The 17,192-nt window shown below is 60.6% G+C and carries 18 protein-coding genes; 7 read left to right on the forward strand and 11 right to left on the reverse strand.

Going from position 1 to position 17,192, the window contains the following annotated elements; all coding sequences use genetic code 11:
• The first annotated feature begins 293 nt into the window (after positions 1-293).
• From H7X47_RS07445 to H7X47_RS07455, 3 genes are all read left to right on the forward strand, one after another.
• Positions 294-2,348, forward strand: a complete 2,055-nt coding sequence (locus tag H7X47_RS07445) for a MobA/MobL family protein (protein ID WP_193368031.1) — start codon at positions 294-296, stop codon at positions 2,346-2,348.
• 152 nt (positions 2,349-2,500) lie between these two features.
• Complete coding sequence (locus H7X47_RS07450; protein ID WP_193368032.1) at positions 2,501-3,175, forward strand: hypothetical protein; 675 nt, start codon at positions 2,501-2,503, stop codon at positions 3,173-3,175.
• Between the two features lie 192 nt (positions 3,176-3,367).
• Complete coding sequence (locus H7X47_RS07455; protein WP_193368033.1) at positions 3,368-4,045, forward strand: hypothetical protein; 678 nt, start codon at positions 3,368-3,370, stop codon at positions 4,043-4,045.
• A 14-nt stretch (positions 4,046-4,059) separates the two neighbouring features.
• Here the strand turns inward: H7X47_RS07455 and H7X47_RS07460 are convergent, their stop codons facing one another.
• Positions 4,060-4,902: a DUF429 domain-containing protein gene (locus H7X47_RS07460; protein ID WP_193368034.1), complete on the reverse strand. Its 843-nt coding sequence runs from the start codon at positions 4,900-4,902 to the stop codon at positions 4,060-4,062.
• Positions 4,903-5,024: 122 nt separating this feature from the next.
• Here H7X47_RS07460 and H7X47_RS07465 point away from each other — a divergent pair, with 122 nt between their 5' ends.
• A complete protein-coding gene (locus H7X47_RS07465) occupies positions 5,025-5,237 on the forward strand; it encodes a hypothetical protein (RefSeq protein WP_193368035.1) in 213 nt (70 codons plus the stop codon).
• A gap of 35 nt (positions 5,238-5,272) precedes the next feature.
• Positions 5,273-5,686: a hypothetical protein gene (locus H7X47_RS07470; RefSeq protein ID WP_193368036.1), complete on the forward strand. Its 414-nt coding sequence runs from the start codon at positions 5,273-5,275 to the stop codon at positions 5,684-5,686.
• Positions 5,687-5,697: 11 nt separating this feature from the next.
• On the opposite strand, the gene H7X47_RS07475 is transcribed toward H7X47_RS07470, so the two are convergent.
• From H7X47_RS07475 to hsdR, 8 genes are all read right to left on the reverse strand, one after another.
• A complete protein-coding gene (locus H7X47_RS07475; RefSeq protein ID WP_193368037.1) occupies positions 5,698-6,699 on the reverse strand; it encodes a DUF4268 domain-containing protein in 1,002 nt (333 codons plus the stop codon).
• A gap of 70 nt (positions 6,700-6,769) precedes the next feature.
• Positions 6,770-7,255, reverse strand: coding sequence for a GIY-YIG nuclease family protein (locus H7X47_RS07480; RefSeq protein WP_193368038.1), 486 nt, complete (start codon positions 7,253-7,255; stop codon positions 6,770-6,772).
• Entirely contained in the window at positions 7,252-7,686 is a 435-nt protein-coding gene (locus H7X47_RS07485; protein WP_193368039.1) for a hypothetical protein, read from the reverse strand. The genes H7X47_RS07480 and H7X47_RS07485 overlap by 4 nt, the downstream gene beginning before the upstream one ends.
• A 148-nt stretch (positions 7,687-7,834) precedes the next feature.
• On the reverse strand, positions 7,835-8,191 hold the full coding sequence (locus H7X47_RS07490; protein WP_193368040.1) for a hypothetical protein: 357 nt from the start codon (positions 8,189-8,191) through the stop codon (positions 7,835-7,837).
• A complete protein-coding gene (locus H7X47_RS07495) occupies positions 8,188-9,951 on the reverse strand; it encodes a restriction endonuclease subunit S (RefSeq protein WP_193368041.1) in 1,764 nt (587 codons plus the stop codon). The genes H7X47_RS07490 and H7X47_RS07495 overlap by 4 nt, the downstream gene beginning before the upstream one ends.
• Positions 9,948-11,405, reverse strand: a complete 1,458-nt coding sequence (locus tag H7X47_RS07500; RefSeq protein ID WP_193368042.1) for a class I SAM-dependent DNA methyltransferase — start codon at positions 11,403-11,405, stop codon at positions 9,948-9,950. The genes H7X47_RS07495 and H7X47_RS07500 overlap by 4 nt, the downstream gene beginning before the upstream one ends.
• A 2-nt stretch (positions 11,406-11,407) precedes the next feature.
• Positions 11,408-12,274: an FRG domain-containing protein gene (locus H7X47_RS07505; protein WP_193368043.1), complete on the reverse strand. Its 867-nt coding sequence runs from the start codon at positions 12,272-12,274 to the stop codon at positions 11,408-11,410.
• A gap of 3 nt (positions 12,275-12,277) precedes the next feature.
• A complete protein-coding gene (gene hsdR, locus H7X47_RS07510) occupies positions 12,278-14,734 on the reverse strand; it encodes an EcoAI/FtnUII family type I restriction enzme subunit R (RefSeq protein ID WP_193368044.1) in 2,457 nt (818 codons plus the stop codon).
• A 189-nt stretch (positions 14,735-14,923) separates the two neighbouring features.
• Between hsdR and H7X47_RS07515 the strand changes: the two genes are divergently transcribed.
• The gene (locus H7X47_RS07515) at positions 14,924-15,073 is read left to right on the forward strand and encodes a class II aldolase/adducin family protein (RefSeq protein ID WP_227010296.1); all 150 of its coding nucleotides are present in this window, start codon (positions 14,924-14,926) and stop codon (positions 15,071-15,073) included.
• A 241-nt stretch (positions 15,074-15,314) separates the two neighbouring features.
• On the opposite strand, the gene H7X47_RS07520 is transcribed toward H7X47_RS07515, so the two are convergent.
• Positions 15,315-15,710 carry a hypothetical protein gene (locus H7X47_RS07520; protein WP_193368045.1) on the reverse strand — a complete coding sequence of 132 codons (396 nt, stop codon included), beginning with the start codon at positions 15,708-15,710 and terminating at the stop codon, positions 15,315-15,317.
• A 22-nt stretch (positions 15,711-15,732) separates the two neighbouring features.
• On the opposite strand from H7X47_RS07520, the gene ybiA reads away from it, so the two are divergent.
• The gene (gene ybiA / locus H7X47_RS07525) at positions 15,733-16,224 is read left to right on the forward strand and encodes a riboflavin biosynthesis intermediates N-glycosidase (RefSeq protein WP_193368046.1); all 492 of its coding nucleotides are present in this window, start codon (positions 15,733-15,735) and stop codon (positions 16,222-16,224) included.
• 7 nt (positions 16,225-16,231) lie between these two features.
• On the opposite strand, the gene H7X47_RS07530 is transcribed toward ybiA, so the two are convergent.
• The gene (locus tag H7X47_RS07530) at positions 16,232-17,170 is read right to left on the reverse strand and encodes a PfkB family carbohydrate kinase (RefSeq protein WP_227010297.1); all 939 of its coding nucleotides are present in this window, start codon (positions 17,168-17,170) and stop codon (positions 16,232-16,234) included.
• Between the last annotated feature and the right edge of the window lie 22 nt (positions 17,171-17,192).

Raw genomic sequence — 17,192 nt, forward strand, 5'->3', positions numbered from 1 at the left:
CCGGGCCGCCAAAAAAGAGGGGGGCGAGAGAGCGGGGTTCAAATTTGCTTTGCGCCCCCCCCCCCCTCCCGCCTGGCATCGCCACGGGAGCACGCGCTCTCTTCAGAAAAGCGACGTGCTCCGGAAACCTAAAGAAAGAAACTTCTGCAGCGGTCCTCGCGGGGAACCATCTTTCCCTTCGAGAGCGATTCCAGCCCCAGTCACACTCAATATGAATGGCTCGGTTATACGTCGCTCTCGCGACGTCCACCGGCCAACCGCCTACCGGCGGCCGGCAACAAAGGAAAGCAGGCGTGGCGCTTTATCGCCTCGAAACCCGGATCATCGGACGCAGCGCAGGAAAGCGCGCAGACGGCGCGCGTGCCTATCGCAGCGGCTCAGCCGTTGCCGCGGGCGCCTACCGGCGCGGAGCGCGGACAACGTCCACAACGGAAGAGGGACGCCGCGTTCATGACTACAGTAAGAAGCGCGGCGTCATCCATACGGAAACTCTAGCGCCGGAAGGCGCTCCCACCTGGGCCGCAAACAGCGAGCATTTGTGGCAAATGGTCGAGATCGCGGAGAAGCGCAAAGACTCACAGCTCGCCCGAGAGCTGGTCGTCACACTGCCGCTCAATGTTCCATTGCACAAGAGCCTGCCAGCGACCCGCGATTGGCTCCAAGACGAAGTGGTCGCTCTCGGCATGGTAGCCGACATAGCGGTCCATGCATACGGAACTGCCTTGGATCCCAAGAAGCCGCAGCAGGCCGCGCGCATTGCCGAGTTGGAACGGGCGGGGGTACCGATCCGGCCCCTGGCGGCAGGAGACCTGTTGCGCGATATGCCGCCCGACGGCCTGCATGCCTGGCGGCTCCCTGACGGCAAGATACTCGTTTACCAACCCCACGCGCACGTGATGCTCACCATGCGCGAGATCGGCCCGGAGGGCTTCGGGGAAAAGGAGAGAGCCTGGAATACCAAGAAGCAGCTCTACCGGTGGCGCCAGTCCTGGGAGCAGGTTTACAACGACCTGCTCGCCACCGTCGGAGATCGCGAGCGTGTCTCTGCCAAGGCACGTTGGAAGCGCGAAGCTGACGATCCGCAGCAGCCCGGGCCGACTACCGCACTTGGCGCTTCACCAAAAATCCTCCGCCGCCAGCTGAACCTGGACGGCGGATTCCACGCCGCCCTGGACGGGCGGCCGGCAACGCAGACCTACGGAGACATGCCGATGACGGCATTTGACTGGAACGAAACTGAGCGCGACCTGCGTCGACGGATGACGGAGATCGACAAGAGAGAGCAGGCCACCAACGAACGTGAAGAAGAAGCGGCGCTTGACCGCGCGGCTTTGCTACGCGTGCTTGCGCGGATTACAGAACTCACGTCCCTTGGCGTCGAGTTCGTCGCCATGGAAGATGGAGGCATCCAAGCGCGAGGTGCGACGCGCCATCTTACGGATGCCGACAAACTACAAATCGAGAAGTACGCCTCGTTCGTTGCGCCGATGTTGGCGGCGGCGCCGCATCTGGGAACGCTTCCGAAACTCGACGAGCAGCTGAGCAAGAGTATGGCACTGGTCGACCGGCTTCAGAGCGACAGAGGAATCAGGTTCTTCCGGACCGATAAGGGAGCTCTTGGTTTTGCGCCGGAGGACACGGTGCCGCCCGAGATCTATAAGCAGTTCGGCGGCCAGCACGCAGCTATACTTACTGTGTTGGAGCACCGTCGGTACGCCGCCCTATGGCGGGAGGCTCAGCAGAGCGCGGAGGAGGAAAAGCAGAAGCGGCAGCACGCCGAAGAAGAGGCGGAGGGCCTGCAACGCGCCCACCAGGCAGAGCGTCGCAACCTTGAGGTCCTGGAAGAGGGGGTGACGGCGATTATTGAGAGCGTCCAGAAGGGCCAGCCCCTGCCGAAGGTGCAAGACGGCAATCCTCTACTGAATCGTCTTAAGCGCACGTTCATTGCAGTCGTTGAGAGGGTTGTTCAGGAGAGGAAACGCGCTGACAAGTGGCAGCGCCGCTTTGACCTCCTGAAGAAAGGCTTCCGGAGTTTCATCGACGACCTGATCAAGCGCCGGCCAGACGATAAGGCGTTCCTTGAGGAAGCGCGAGACAAGATCCTGAAGGAGGTCGAATCAGATGAGCCGGCCAGCAGTCCTGCAAACGTGGCATCCACAGATCGTTTCAAGCGAAAGTCTGCGGCATCCGATACGGAACGTCCGTGGCTGCCGAGTGGGGCCAAAATGAAGGCCCCGGATGGGCAGCGCCCAACGCCGCCGACAAAGTCGAGCTCCATACCCCGGTCGCCAAGGGGAGTCGAGATAGGCAAGTCGAGGAAAGGACGAGGGGACGTTGAGAGGGATTAGCTATCGGCGGGAGCCGTCGAGGAAGTTGTCGGAAGTTCCGACAACTTTCCGCATAGGTTGGTTTGCATAGGGCCGCTTACCTGACGCCTGGGCTGATCGAGGCGTCAGATAAGCGGCGCTGTCCATCTCACTACAATGACTGGAATTCAAGAATGGAAGAGAATGCATTTTCTCCCAGCGTCCCGCTGTGCGCGGAGATCGATACGACGCTTCGCAGGATCGTAGACAAGCAGATGCCCTCGCTGCGCGTCCTCCATGACGTCGAGCGCGTGGAACTGGAGTACGTCTACTCAGGCTACGAAGACGGCGGATTCCACTGCCGCCGATCCGACGGTGCGCCGACCCATCCCGGCATGACCGATATGGGCAAGGTTTGGGCCGAGATGCTGGATGCTGCTTTATCGCCAGGCTTCGTCGCTGAGTTTCGAGGCCGACTGATCCCGGTGGACGAGCCGTCGGCGACATTGAGTCCGATCTTCCTCGCCTCGGCGGCGCTGGCGATCTCGGACTGGCCCGATACGCTGCATCGCTCAGACTATAAGGCCATCAATGCCAGTCTCAAGCTATCGTTAGAACACCGAGACGGTGGGGAGCTTACGGTTCGTCCTGAGGTGAATATGACCTGTCCGGTGAAGGTCGGGCCGGGTGGCCCCGTTGACGGCGACGTGATCAACAGGGTGCATAGCCACTGGGCCTATCTCGCGGACAAGATGGGTCCTTGGCTCGCGGACAGCGGCATCGTCGATCTGAACGTTAACATGTTGGTTCCCATCAAGTCGGAGCCATTGCAGGTGCATCCGCCGCGATGGCCGGCCTGGCAGCAGTAAGAGTGCCATAGATCGTCAAAAGGGGGCGGCCGCCAATGCGGTCGCCCCTTCGATTTTGGCGTCTTCGCCGAAGACGCCTCTACCCAAAAAAAGACGTCCCTGACCGTCCCGCCGCCTCTCCCTCCTTGGAGGCGGCAGGTTCATTCAGGCCCTGCCGTCGGTCTCCAAACGAAGATCGAAAGGTATTTCTTCATGTTCCATGATCTCACTCCCATCCTGGTCGACCCGATGCTATTGGCTGAAACCATCGTTCCTTCCATCTACCAGGCGGCTGGTCTCGAGCGCGGCGAACTCAAGGTCACTTACGATGCGACGCTTCAAAGCAAGCCCCTGCGCATTCAAGCGTCTGAAGACGCCATTTACGAAAAGGGCGCCGGCAAGCGTCGTATCGAGGACGTCTTTCAGCTGCTCGACGACACACTGTCACCCTTCAAGGTGGCCTTCATGAAGGCGGACGTTCGTCAGCCCGCGCTGCAGCCCTGGCCGATTGACTTGGTGTCGGCGGTCGCCGGCATGCAGATGTTCTATCTTAGGGCCCAGTCTTGCTCCGATCTTCTCGGCGAAACGCTTGACGTCGTCGTCTCGATCTCTCTACCCATGGACGGGGTCGCCAAGGTGCGAGCCCAGGTGGATGTCTACTTGCGTGGTGAAGGCAAGGCGGCGCCGGAGCAAACCGCAGCGCTTCAGGAGTATACCGCGGCGGTGCAGGTCTTCTGGAACCGGCTCGCCAGCACGGTCTTTGGACATTGGGCCAGGGACAACGGCGTCAGCGAATTGCGATTGGCGGCCGAAATCTTGGTTGACCCCCGGCAGGCAAAGGCTGCCGTTGGTCGATTGATTGAAGATATAGACGGTAGCACCGTCCACTAGGGCAGTCTTAGTACCTAGCGAGGAGCGTCCTCTGTAGGACGCTCCTCGCCGGTGCGAGAGTCAACTATTGGGACAGGAATCCATATCGCGGAGTCTGCATCACCGAAAGGGACTGCCCGGCCTTCCAGGGCACAGATTCCCACCCAGACGCAGATGACGGCATCGATGGAGTCTTCGTAGGCTTTGAGCTGCCAGCCGGCGGCGCCGGGCTCGAGCTTCGGGAGGGCGGCGGTCACGCCGGCGATCTCACCCTCCAGCAGGCCAACAATCTCCTCCCACTGGTGCAGCAATCGTGCTCGACGCTCGGTCGGGCTGTTGGAGGGCCAGTATTTGCGGACTTTGGCAGACTTGTAAGGGAGGCGCGCCGGAGCGCCTGCCAGCTCCACCAGGGCCGGGTGCGGATAGACCTCGATCAGGCCAGGCACTGCCATGGTCGTGGTCCGCAGCGGAAAGCCGGCCCGGTGAAAATCTTCCCTCAGCCGGTCGCTGAGAGCGCCAGGCCGCTGCGCATTGGGCGAATGGGTGCTGCAACTGCGTCCCCCGTAGGCTTTTGAGACGGCATTGTCGGAGGCGCGCCGGCTAATGATCGGCGAAAGGGCGAGCGGCATGTCGACGGCAACAAGGTCGACGGAAATCCCGCTGAGCGCTGTGGCTGCGGAAAGCAGCCCGGGCACGTCGGGGAGGGCGCCCAAGGGCCGCTCCTCCGGCGCCTGGCCGCTATCCACTTGCGCCAGGAAGCGCTGGTAGGAGCTCTCGGCCACCACCAGGTGCCAGCCGTTCGCGTCCTCGGCGGCGAGGGAAACGCCGCTGGGCTGGGTCAGCGTCCAGGCCGCATCAATGCCGAGAACGGTTCGCATTTGCCTGATCTTGCTCCATTAGATTCGGCTTCTCCTCTGATGAGCGCAGAGTTGTGCTTAGGTAGACAAGTTCGCGCTTCCCTGCTACGGAAATGGGCGATGGTATGACGAGGCCTCATTGAATGGCGAAGGGTAATAAGAAGCCGCAGGCTACGCCTGGGATAGATCAGTCGCCGCCGGCGCCGGGCTTTCCCTGGGGCGCTTTCTTATTGATGGCGATATATGGAATTGGCAGCTTCGCCATTTTTGGGTTTCTCGCCGTGTTGATCTATGGTGTCGCCGTCATTGTGTTCCGAGTGGCCTTTGGGATTGAGCTGCCCAACCCTTTCTCTTAATTGCGCGAGCTACCGTCTACACAAAGTCCTTCGAAATGATTCAAAAAGGCGATGATCTGTCCGTGAATCGCGCGCTCACTTATCGCCGCGCGGGTCGTACTCTGCGTTATCCAGTCTATGTTGCAATAGAAGCGGCTTGGACGGTGATTGCGATGTACGCCCTCGCCAAGGACCTCTTCATTGCACCGGGGAAGGCCCCAGAAATCGCCTTGGGCCTGCTAGTTGTACTTTCGCTTGCGCACAGCGCAAAGATGATGGTCGTCCAACCGTGGCAACTGCTCAAAGCTATACTGCTCGGAGTCATTGTGTTTGCTGCAGCACGTGGCTTAACAGCCTTCTCCGACGCGTTGTTTGAACCGATCATGCCCGCCATCATAGTTGGGACCGCGTACTATTTTTGGCTCGGCGAACAGTGGACTAAGCGTGTTGCCACTTCGAACGAAGAGTAGCGCTCGAGAAGTCAACCTTCACCTCCGTCTTCCTCAGGCCGCCAGTCAGCCGGGTCCAGCGCTTTGACCCGCTGGGAGAATACCCGGTGGAACTCGTTCAGGCGCTTGGCGAGCCATTCGTGCTGGCGCGGCCAGTCGGACTCGTCCTCGGGATCGGCCTCTTCGAAGTACACGGCGATGCGGGAATCTTGGCCCGCCGGAAGCTCTTCCCAATCAAGAGGATAGCCCAGTTCCTGTTCAATGGCTTCCTTCTGTTGCTCCAGAAGCCAGAAGAAGGCCTTCGCGTTTCTGCCTGTCATATACAACTCCGCCCGGACCTGCTTCTTCGGTCGGTTCATCACGGCGCTGAGCTGGAAATGAGCACGCCCGACGCTGTACGGCATCCAGGACTGTGGCGCCGCTTTGCGATTGCCCGAGACCGGGCCATCCACTGTATTGAGCACTCGATGGAGGGCTTCCCAGTACGCTCTCTGCATAATGCGGGTTTCTGACAGCTCGGTGTCATCGATGGCGCGCGCCGCTCTCGCAACTTCACGCGACCAGTCGTTGGGCTTGGAGACGATGTTGAACTTCGGGGCGGCCGGTGACTGGCCGATCCGCCACAGCTCCACCTCCAGACCAAAGAAGCGGAAGCTCTCGTCAGTAATCTTGTTCAGCCAGTCGAGGGTCGAGCGATGCTCTTCGGTAAAGCGGGATGCGATCCAAACGATGGTGACCGCCTGGAGGCCGGAGGCGTAGGTCAGCAATTGGCCAAGGTGGGTGTGGTCCGTGCGTTCCAGCTGATTCTCGACTAAGACCCAGGCGTCGCTGCCGATGTCCTTGCAGAGAATGTCGGCACGGAAGGGGCCAACGTTCTTTTCTTGCGCCTCCAGCTCAAGGTCCATCCCGAGCGTCTCCGCCAGGACTGCCAGATTCTCCGACTGCCCCAGCCAGGGCGTGAAGTCCGAGGCCTCACTGGTCCAGATATCGCGCAATTCGACTCGCTCCAGTCGACCGAGGGGCTTGCCATCCATGCGATCGCTCCCAAAATCAAAGTCACTCAGCTACCCGCAATGATTGTAAGTCTTCGGGGCGAATTGCTCACTACCCTAACTTCGCGCGGTTCCATACTGGTCGAAGATCCATGATCAGCCGGGTCTCTGCGGCTTGCCGCTCTTCCCTGGAGCCTTCCGTCGCATGGAACCAAAGATCCAGCCGTTGCCCCTTCTTCACAGCGACAAGGATCGCCGCATTCAGGCGGCAATTGGTTGGCTGACCGCCGTCGAAACAGTTTCGTGGGGAAATAGAGCCATATCCGTTCGGTCCCCAGCGCTTGGCGAGGTCAACGCATTCACCGGCATAAACGGCTTCATTGTCGAGTGTGAGCACGTATAGTCCCGGCTTGTGATGGCCGCGGCCGATACGAAACCGGCAAAACGGCCCAGCACCATAGGCATGCAGCTTTGCGGTGTCTGCGTCCTTGAATCGTTCCTGGGGCAGGAGTTCCAAGATTTCACCGTATTCGTCTCTCTCGGGCTCGATCTTGCCCACGTACTTAAAGGGTAAACCGATAAACTCGCGCACTGTCATTTTGCGACGGCCAATCGGGGTGTCGATGGACTACGAACGATCATTTCACGCCCTCGATCGGCGATGTCGTCAGCGATCTGCCAGTCGCGTTCCGATTTCGGCGTCCGCGACGGCAGTCTCGGACCAAGGCCTTTGAACAGATTATCGAACCAAATGCCGGAAAGGATCGACTCATACCTCTTCTCGTAGTCGCGCCACTCGGCTAGGAAAGTAGGGTCTACGGGAGTAGCGAAGAGGGCCCTATGATTGCGTTCCTCACGCTTTAGGTTCTGCCCGACCCAGCGGAGCCTCCCGCAGAACACCTTTATGCTTTGATCATGATCCGCCGAGTCCGCAAGCTCATCCGGCGCATCGTTGCTCCAGTCTTTCAACTGAGCAAAGATCCTTAAGAACTCCACCACTTCCGCAGAGTCCTTGCCGGCCCAACTCATTCTGCGGCCTCTCCCGCTCCGGCGGCCAATGCCTGAGCTTCGTGGAGGACGGCTTTGAGGCTGCGTCGGGTGGGGGGCGCAGCGGTGAGGTGTACCCCCTGCGGGAAGCGAAGCATCTTGAGGAGGTCTAGATGCACGCCAGCGACTCTCATGGGTACCATCGTAGGAGGTTATGTAGGGCTTGTTTCGTCTCGACTTCGAGGTAGAGGGCCTCGGCATCGGACAGGCGATTTAGTTCAGGGCGCCTTAAATCTGCGCATTTCTTGCTGGACAAGAGAGAGACGCCTGCCAACGAGGCCGGCTCCGGCGGCTCGATCCAGAGCCGAACGCGATCAATATTTTCAGGATAGACGTCCAGGGCCAGGACCTTGCCGGATCTGGTGCGGAAGCCCATCACCTTCTTGTTCTCCATTCCCGCTCGAGGTCGACCGTTTGGCACCTTGTTGATCGTTTGGCCGAGTTGTCCGACGAGAATCGGTAGTGCATCCAGAACGCGAAAGCTCATTCCGCTGCCTCCTGTGTGCTGGCGGCTGGCGCCAGGGCGTCGTGGAGGAGGGCTTCGAGGAGGCGGCGGCGGGTGGTGTCGGTGGTGGTGAGTGTGGTCTCCAGCCGGTCGCAGAGCGCCATCAATTCGTCGACCTTCTTTACGATGCATCGTTGCTCGGCGAGGGGAGGGAGGGGGACAGGGAGCTTCTCTATGAGCCCAACATTCAGCGTTGGTTGAGCTAGCGTCCGCGTAGCCTCCGCGAAATAGCCCTGCGCACGATCAGAGCGGAGAAAGACGAGCAGATAGTTGCGGTCAACCAGATCTACTGGCGAAATACGGGCAACGGCTCGGGCAATATTCGCGCCTGCCCAGTGCATAGGAGCAACCCCGATCTTTCCGATGCTGCCGACGACGCATAATAGGATTTCGCCCCCGACTAACCGAGTACGCGCATAACTCGCCTCGACCTCTGGAGCGATGGTCTTGCTCGGCTTCTCCGGGTGATCAGTGAGCATCAAGTCTTGGGCGCGCACGAACGGAATTCCGTCATCGACATCTGGTCCCGGCACCAGAACGCCGTAGGAGATAGTAGCCGTTGGGTTGATCAGGTTTGCGAAAGCATCTGCCGACCACCCAAAAGGCAGGTTTAGTGCATCCTCGTCCGCCAGCGGTTCAATCGGCTTCTTCTTCCGCACGCCATGCGCCGCTGCAAGCTCCTGTCTGCGCTTCTTGATCTGCTTCAGCAACTCCAACGCCGGCTCGTCTGCTGTGTCCTGTTCTACCAGCTTGCCGCGGACGGCGAGGTTGAGGATGGTCTGGCGGAGGGTCTTGATCTGGCCGTGGCGGGCGGTCAGAGCCGGGAGATTATCGAGGGTGAAGTGGGCGTGGGACTTGAACGCCTCGCCATCGGCGTCGGGCGCGGTCAGGCGGGCGAGGCTGGCGGCGGTCAGGCGGTCGCGCAGGGCCTCGCGCCTTGTGCGTTCCTCCTCCAGCCGGTCGCAGAGCCCCATCAGCTCGTCGACCTTCGCCACGATGCGATGCTGCTCGGCGAGGGGTGGGAGGGGGAGCGCCACCGTGTGGAGGTCACCAAGGTTCAGCTTGTTGGTGTGTGTGCCGCCACCGATCTTGATCCGATCAAATTCGGCTTCAACAAAGGGCGAGTTGAGGAGGAGGCGAAGGAAGTAAGCATCAATGTTGTCCGGATCAAACCGAATCATGCCGACGCTCACAAAGAGGCTGAACTCGACATCAGTATCGACCAGTACTGCTTTTCCAAGCGTTCCAATTCGTCCGAGAAGTATATCACCTCGCCGCGGGTCGCACCGCTGATAGAGGACCTTGTGCTCTGCCCCTGTGATGAACCGGGTGCTGGATAGGTCAAGCGTCCCGCCACTAAAGTCTTTGACACTTACGAACGGAACGCCGCTTTCGACATAATTTGGGGTCTTGTGAGCGCCATCCGTAATCTTGAATGCGACAGAGCCCAGATCCGTCATTGCCCAGCCGTACGGGAGAGGGAAAACCAATGGATCTTCTCGGTCGCGGGCCTTCACCTTCCGCAGCTTGATTTCTCCTGCCTTCACCAACCGCGCCTTCTCCGCCGCGATTCGCTTCAGCAACTCCGTTGCCGGTTCATCTGCCGGATCTTGCTCCACCAACTTTCCGCGGACGGCGAGGTCGAGCACGAAGCGGCGCAGGCGGGCGACGGCATCGGGAGCCTCGCCAATGCGGTCGTAGAGGGCCAGTAGGCGACCCGCGGAAAAACCGGCGTCACTCATCGGGCGAGGGCCTCGCTCAGGATAGCCTTCAACTGGTCGCGCAGGTTGACTACCTCGGCCTCGGCGGCGGTGAGTTCGGCGAGCAGGTGCTCGGGGTCGCCGTGATCCTCCTCCTCGGCGTGGGGATTCTTGATGTCGAGGTTGTAGCCGCGGGCCTTCACCTCCTCGGCCGTCACCTTCCACGCGCGCGGGCCCTCCTGGCGCCCTTTGCGCCTAGCGCCACCCCACCAGGTGGCGCAGTCGGCCAGGTGATCCAGCCGGATCGGCTTGGTCATGGAATAGGCCTTCTGTCCCTCTGGCACGCGGTGTTCCCAATACCAGGTTTCTTTCGTCGGCTCGCCCTTCTCGAAGAACAGCAGGTTGGTGCCGATGGAGGCATAGGGGCGGAACACCGAGTTCGGCAGGCGCACGATGGTGTGGAGGTTGCACTCCTCCATCAGGTGCTCCTTCAGCCGGGTCTTCACGCCCTCGCCGAAGAGCGAGCCGTCGGGCAGCACCACGGCCGCGCGGCCGCCGGGCTTCAGCAGCCGGATGATGAGGGCGAGGAAGAGGTCCGCCGTCTCCCGCGTGCGGAAGCGCTGCGGGAAGTTGGACTCGATGCCGTCCTCCTCCTTGCCGCCGAAGGGCGGATTGGTGACGACGATGTCGACCCGGTCCTTCTGCTCCCAGCCGATGTAGGGCCGCGCCAGGGTGTTGTCGTGGCGCACGAAGCTGGGGTCCACCACGTTGTGCAGCAGCATGTTGGTGACGCAGAGCATGTGCGGCAGCGGCTTTTTCTCGAAGGCTCGCAGGCCCGCCTGCATCGCCGTGTCGTCCTCCGGCCGCTTCACATAGCGGTCGCGCATGTGGCGCATGGCGCAGGTGAGGAAGCCGCCGGTGCCACAGGCGGGATCAAGCAGCGTCTCGCCCGGATGCGGGTCGATCTGCTGAACCATGAAGGAAGTGACGGCGCGCGGCGTGTAGTATTCGCCGGCGTTGCCGGCCGACTGCAGGTCGTTGAGAAGCTGCTCGTAGACGTCGCCGAAGTGCTGGCGCTCTTTCAGGTTGTTGAAGTCGATGTCGCTGATCTTGTTGGCCACCTGGCGCATCAGCTGACCCGACTTCATGTAGTTGTAGGCGTCGATGAAGACGTCATGGACCACGCGGGCCCGGTCCCCTGGCTTGTTGGTGAGGGGGAGGGTCTTCAGCGCGGGAAAGAGCTCGTCATTGATGAACCGCGTCAGATCCTCTCCGGTTGGGCCTTCCGGATCGGCCGCCCAGGTGCGCCACTGGAAACGCTTGGGGATCGGCGAGCGGTAGCCGGAGTGCATCAGCTCCAGCTCCTGATCCTGGTCATCGATAATCTTGAGAAAGAACATCCAGCACATCTGGCTGACGCGCTGCGCGTCGCCGTCGACGCCGACGTCCTTGCGCATGATGTCCTGGATGGATTTGACGATGGTACGGACGGACATGTTCAGCCTTTTTCTTTCTCAATCTTTTCTTTTATTTGGCCCGCGATCAGAAGCAATGGATCGCGATGCTCCGCGGGATAGAGGGCATTATCGGATGCGGGACGATAGTCCTTGCTTTTCCAAAACAGCCTTGGATTGAAGCGAAATTTTGCAAGAAGACGCCTGCCAAAGTCCATTTCATAGTAGGAATAATGTGCGTTCTGTTCATAGTCAGTGATCTCGGGGTATTCACCCAGCAGGTATCCCTCTTGGATATGTGGGCGAACTGCGGCAGGTGGGCAGGCACTCGAAAGGCGGATAATCTGAAGTCCGGACTCGGAGCTAGCCGTAACGGCGCCGCTGAGATTAGGCACGCCAAACACGAATACAAAGGCCGAGTCCGTCTCGTTGTCGTGGGACGCAAACGACGCGGCTATTCGCAATGACTGGGTAACGTCTAGAAGTGGGGTCGCGCACACCTCATAGTGTTGAAGGATCGTCCATCGGAGGATGCGGTGACGTTTCAGGCGTTCAAATCCAAGTAGCTTCTCTGCTGAATAGCGGACAACAAGCGCTTCTTCAGCCATTCGAAGCGTTTTGAATCGTTTTTCCAAGGTTGTTGGGCTTGGGACCTTCTTCCCTTCAAGCCTGAACAAGCTTGCTTTGAGAGAACTATTCTTTTTTGTGGTCAGATGGTCGCGTTTTTGGCCGCGAAACAACAAGACGTGGTCACGGTTGCGGAACTGCAATTCAGCGACTTTGTTTGCCAGTTGGAAGTACGTTCCGACCACGTGCCCAGGGCCACCTCGGATCGTATGATTAGATGCAGGGCGGGCAGCGCCAACGCCGTCATAATATGACCAGATCTTTTGGGTCCCTATTTTCTCCATTGATCAGGCGATTCCCTCATACAGCGCGTCATGCAACTCGTGGACAGCCCGCTCGAAGTGATCCTTACCGCCGAAGGCCCTAATCAGCTCGAGGGGCGTGCCCATGTTGGAGAAGGGTGTGATTTGCAACACCCGCGGGTCGTCCAGGTTGATGACGCCCTCGTCCTGGTACTTCTCCAGCATGGCGTCCAGCACGGCGCGGGCCTGCTCGCCGTACTTGGCAAAGACATTTCGCTTCTTCACGTTCTGGGCCCGCTCGCGGCGCGTCAGCGGCTTTGCGTCGAAGGCGACATGGCAGATGAGGTCGAAGGGATCGAGATCCTTGCCGACCTCCTCGGCCAGGGGATCGAGGGAGAGGCCTTCGGCCTCGAGTTCCTCGATGATGGCCTGCTTGCGCTCGGCGGCTTTCCAGCGCTTCAGAAAGTCGTCGAGGCTGGCAAAGCGCTTCCGCAGGGCCTTCTTGGTGAAGTCGCGCAGCGACTCGGTCACCAGCCGGCCGTGCTCGTCCAGGTACTCGACGCGCTCGGCGACGATGGTGGCGCTGACGCCGTCGACGTAGATCTTCCTCCTCGGCCCTGAGCCTTCCTGACCCAGGGTGTCGAGAGGGTCGACCAGGACGGTCTCCTCCGGCTCTGGCTCGTAGGAGCTCTCCGGCTCCTCCAGGCCGCCGGGCGCCGGCTCCTCCGGTTCCGGCGGCGTCATGGGGTCGTCCTCGCCCGGCTGATAGATCTGGACCGGCTCGCCGTCGAAGTCGGGGTCCGCGAAGTGGCTGGTGGCGCCGCGGAAATCGATCAGGGTGAAGTAGAACTTCCGCGTGTCTTCGTGGATGCGGGTGCCGCGCCCGACGATCTGCTTGAACTCGGTCATCGAGCCGACTTCCCGGTCGAGCACGATGAGCCGGCAGGTCTGGGCATCCACGCCGGTCGAGAGCAGGCGCGAGGTGGTGACCAGCACCGGATAGCGGGATTCTGGGTCGATGAAGTTATCCAGCTCCGCCTGGCCCTGGGGATCGCCGCCGGTGATGCGCATGACATAGCGGGAATTCTCTTCCACCAGGTGGGCGTTCTCGTTGATCAGCGCCTGGCGCATGCGGGCGGCGTGCTCCTGGTCGACGCAGAAGACGATGGTTTTCTGGTAGCGGTCGCCGCTTTCCTTCAGGAACTCGGTGACCTTGCGGGCGACCAGCCTGGTGCGCTCGTCCAGCACCAGGGTGCGGTCGAAGTCCTTGGTGTTGTAGATGCGGTCCTCGACCTCCTCGCCCTCGCGGTCGAGTTGGCCCATCTCGGGCCGGTAGCCCTCGATGTCGCGGTCGACGTGGACCTTGATCACCTTGTAGGGCGCCAGGAAGCCATCCTGAATGCCCTGCTTCAGGGAATAGGAGTAAACGGGCTCGCCGAAGTAGGCGATGTTCGAGACGTACTCCGTTTCTTTCGGCGTTGCGGTCAGGCCGATCTGTGTGGCGGCCGAGAAGTACGCGAGGATCTCCCGCCAGGCCGAGTCCTCGGCGGCGCTGCCGCGGTGGCACTCGTCGATGACGATCAGATCGAAGAAGTCCGGCGAGAATTCGCGGTAGAGCTTCTGGCGGTCCTCGGGGCCGGTGATCGCCTGATAGAGGCCCAGGTAGATCTCGTAGGCCGTGTCGATCCGACGCTTTTTGCCGACGGCGGTGGTGATGTCGATCGTACGGCCGTCGTCACGCTCGATGGTCTTGCCCTTGGTCGACAGCTTCGCCATGGCGGCACCGAAGGGGCGGAAGTCGTTCACCATAGTCTGGTCGACCAGCACGTTGCGGTCGGCCAGGAAGAGGATCCGCTTCTTGCGGCCGGCTTTCCACAGCCGCCAGATGATCTGAAAGGCCGTATAGGTCTTGCCGGTGCCGGTGGCCATCACCAGAAGGATGCGGTCCTGGCCCTTGGCGATGGCCTCGATCGCGGCGTTGATGGCATTGACCTGGTAGTAGCGCGGGCCCTTGCCGCCGCCGTCGTCGAAGTAGTCCTGCAGGACGATCTGTTCGGCTTCTGGCGTCAGGCCCTTCCAGCTGCGGTAGCGCGTCCAGAGCTCGGCCGGCGAGGGGAAGGCATCGAGGCCGAGGTTGGTCTCCCGCTGGGCGCTGGCGCCGGTGCGGTCGTGGAAGACGAAGCCGTCGCCGTTGGAGGAGAACACGAAGGGGATCTTCAGCGTCTCGGCATAGTCGAGCGCCTGTTGCATCCCGTCGCCGACGCTGTGGCTGTTGTCTTTGGCCTCGATCAGGGCGATCGGGATGTTTGGCTTGTAGTAGAGGATGTAGTCGGCCCGCTTGCCCTGGCCGCGGCTGACCAGCTTGCCGCGTACGATGATCCGGCCCTTGGTGAAGCTGACCTCCTCACGGATCTGCGACATCTCATCCCACCCCGCCTTGCGGAGGGCAGGGGTGATGAACTTGGTGCAGATGTCCCGCTCGCTGAAGGCGCGTTTGTGCATGGGCCGGCCGAGACTCCCTTATTGGTCCCGCGCACGGCCAGCGGCGGCGCGCTTCCAGAATACCACGGCGTTCATTCCTCTCCCCTCCGGGGCGTCTTAAACGACCCCAGGTGGAGAGCCTAGCAGGTTTAGCACAGATGTGGCGACGGGCGTATCACCCCAAATCCAGGCGCTGGGGAAGGCGCGAGGCTGGCCGAGGCGCTGGGCGACAAGCCGATCATGCTGATGGGCAACCACGGCGTCACCTGCAGCGTGGCGACGGTGGCCGAGGCCTTCAACCACCTCTACCACTTCGAGCGCGCGGCCAAGATTCTGATGCTGGCCTACGTCAGCGGCTAGTCGCTGAACGTGATGGGCAACAACCTGACGAAGAGGACCGCCGCCGGATGGCTGTAGTTGGTGAAAGTTGCTCCTTCCAATCCAGTCGGAATGGCCTCCGCTAGAGTTGAGGTCATAGATCGGGGAGCGGGACCAGCCCGTCCTGCCGAGCCAGAGGAAGCCATGGTTGCGCATGATGGGAGCTGCCGGAGGTGGTGATCAGATCGCTGCTTTTGCGCCGCCACAACCTGCAACCGAACGGTCAAGCTAGTGGTTCTGGATCATCGGTTGGCTGGGAAGCGCGCAAATCTGCAACAGCGTCCAGCATTCGCCTGATCATTACGGCGCCCTCCGGAGTTTGGTCCCAGATACGACGAAGGCTAGCGTTGGCTTTCGCCCATTCTGTATCGATGTTGGCCTCCTCGTCCAACTTGGGCGCCTTAACCTTCAATATTTTGCATACCTGCACGACGTTATTGCTAATGGTCTTGAAGTTTCCGGTGCAGATTCGGCCAACCTGACTCGGGTGGACGTTCGCCAGCCTGCCTATGTCGGCCTTGCTGAGGTTGCTCTTCGCATATTGGTCGGAAATTCTCTTCCGAAGAGCATTTAGTTGCTTGCGTGTCGGCTTCATGCAAATTAGCATGTCAAAAGGCATGCTAATTTGCAAGGAGGCATCAATGGATGAGGTCCGTTTCTACAGGGCAAGCGAGAAGCCGTTCGGTGCATTCAGCAATTTATATCGACGCGACGTCGTCTTCGAAGGTGAGGTGTTCGCAACCAGCGAGCATGCCTATCAGGCTGGCAAGGCGCGCAAGCCGGCAGTACGTAAATGGCTCATGGAGGCGCCGTCTCCATCGCTTCTCGCAATGGCGGCCCATGGGCTCTACTATTGGGACGTGGCCCCTGGTTGGTCGAAGACGAAGTTCGATCGTATGCGGGCTGTCTTGCGGGCCAAGTTCACCCAGCACCCGGACCTTCGCGATCTGCTCCTATCGACCGGTGACGCGAGGCTCGTGGAGACCGCGACCGTTGACAACGAGGTCAATCGTTTGTGGGGCGAGGTCAACGGAGTCGGCCGCAATATGCTTGGCGTACTGTTGATGGAACTGCGTGCGGAATTGCGCGACAACGCCAAGACAGTCTCGACTCAATTCGAGGCTGCCGAGTAACGGACGGTTAATAACTTGAAGAGTGGTTGCTCAGGATCCCGCGGACGTATTCGGCGCCCCGCTTCTTGAAGAGACCCCGGGCTCCCGTATAGGCGCAATTCTCGGCCGCGAGACGCTGCCCGGCGACGATACCTTCGAGAAGGTCAGTCGCTTTGAGGCGGCTCGTACAAAAGCTGTTGCCGAGCATCCAGTCTATCACACCGACGCTCACCATATCACCTGATCCACAGGTATCTAAGACTTGGGGGGCGTCGATTGCCTCACACCAGATCGTCTCACCGCCGCCGCGGACCTCGAGACCAGCGGCCCCGTAGGTGACGATGCTGACGCAATCGGTTAGGTGATCCCCTAAGCGCTCCCCCAACCGATCTTCCGAATACTTGAGGATGGTCGCGAGCCGCAACGCCTCCTCGAAGAGCCCATCTTCTTTGATATCGGACGGCTCAAAGAATATTACTGCGTCTGCGGCGCTTGCCGTTCTCATGGCTTGGAGGATGCTGTCGGAGAGACGGTCGGTATAGAACACAGTACAGCGCGTGAGCATCGACAAGGCAGATGTCAGTTCGGTCTCGCTGATAGGCTGATAGCGCGGCAGTTCCTCGCGCGTCTCTGGGCATACGAAGCTAAAGTGATGCTGGCCCAACGCTGTGTTCAGTTCTTGTGCCAGCACGGGGGAGCGCAGATCGGCACGCCGAGTGATGTATTGAGTTGTCGCTCCGGCCTGAAGGAACTCGTCGATCAACCTCACGCCGGCGTCATCATTTCCCAATGCCAGTACGGGCACGACATGACGGTGAAGCATCGCCAGCGAGACCAGCACGTTCCCGCATGATCCGCCGAGCGCTTCGTCGGCAAGATCACCATCGGCATAGACGCGGTCGAGCACAGTGAGTCCGGTGCCGGCGACGTCAATACGATGGCTGGAACGGTAGCTTGAGCCGCGCATGTTCACCTTATATACTCATTCG

Origin of the sequence: Pelagibius marinus, from assembly GCF_014925385.1 — a bacterium.
Lineage (GTDB): Bacteria > Pseudomonadota > Alphaproteobacteria > Kiloniellales > Kiloniellaceae > Pelagibius > Pelagibius marinus.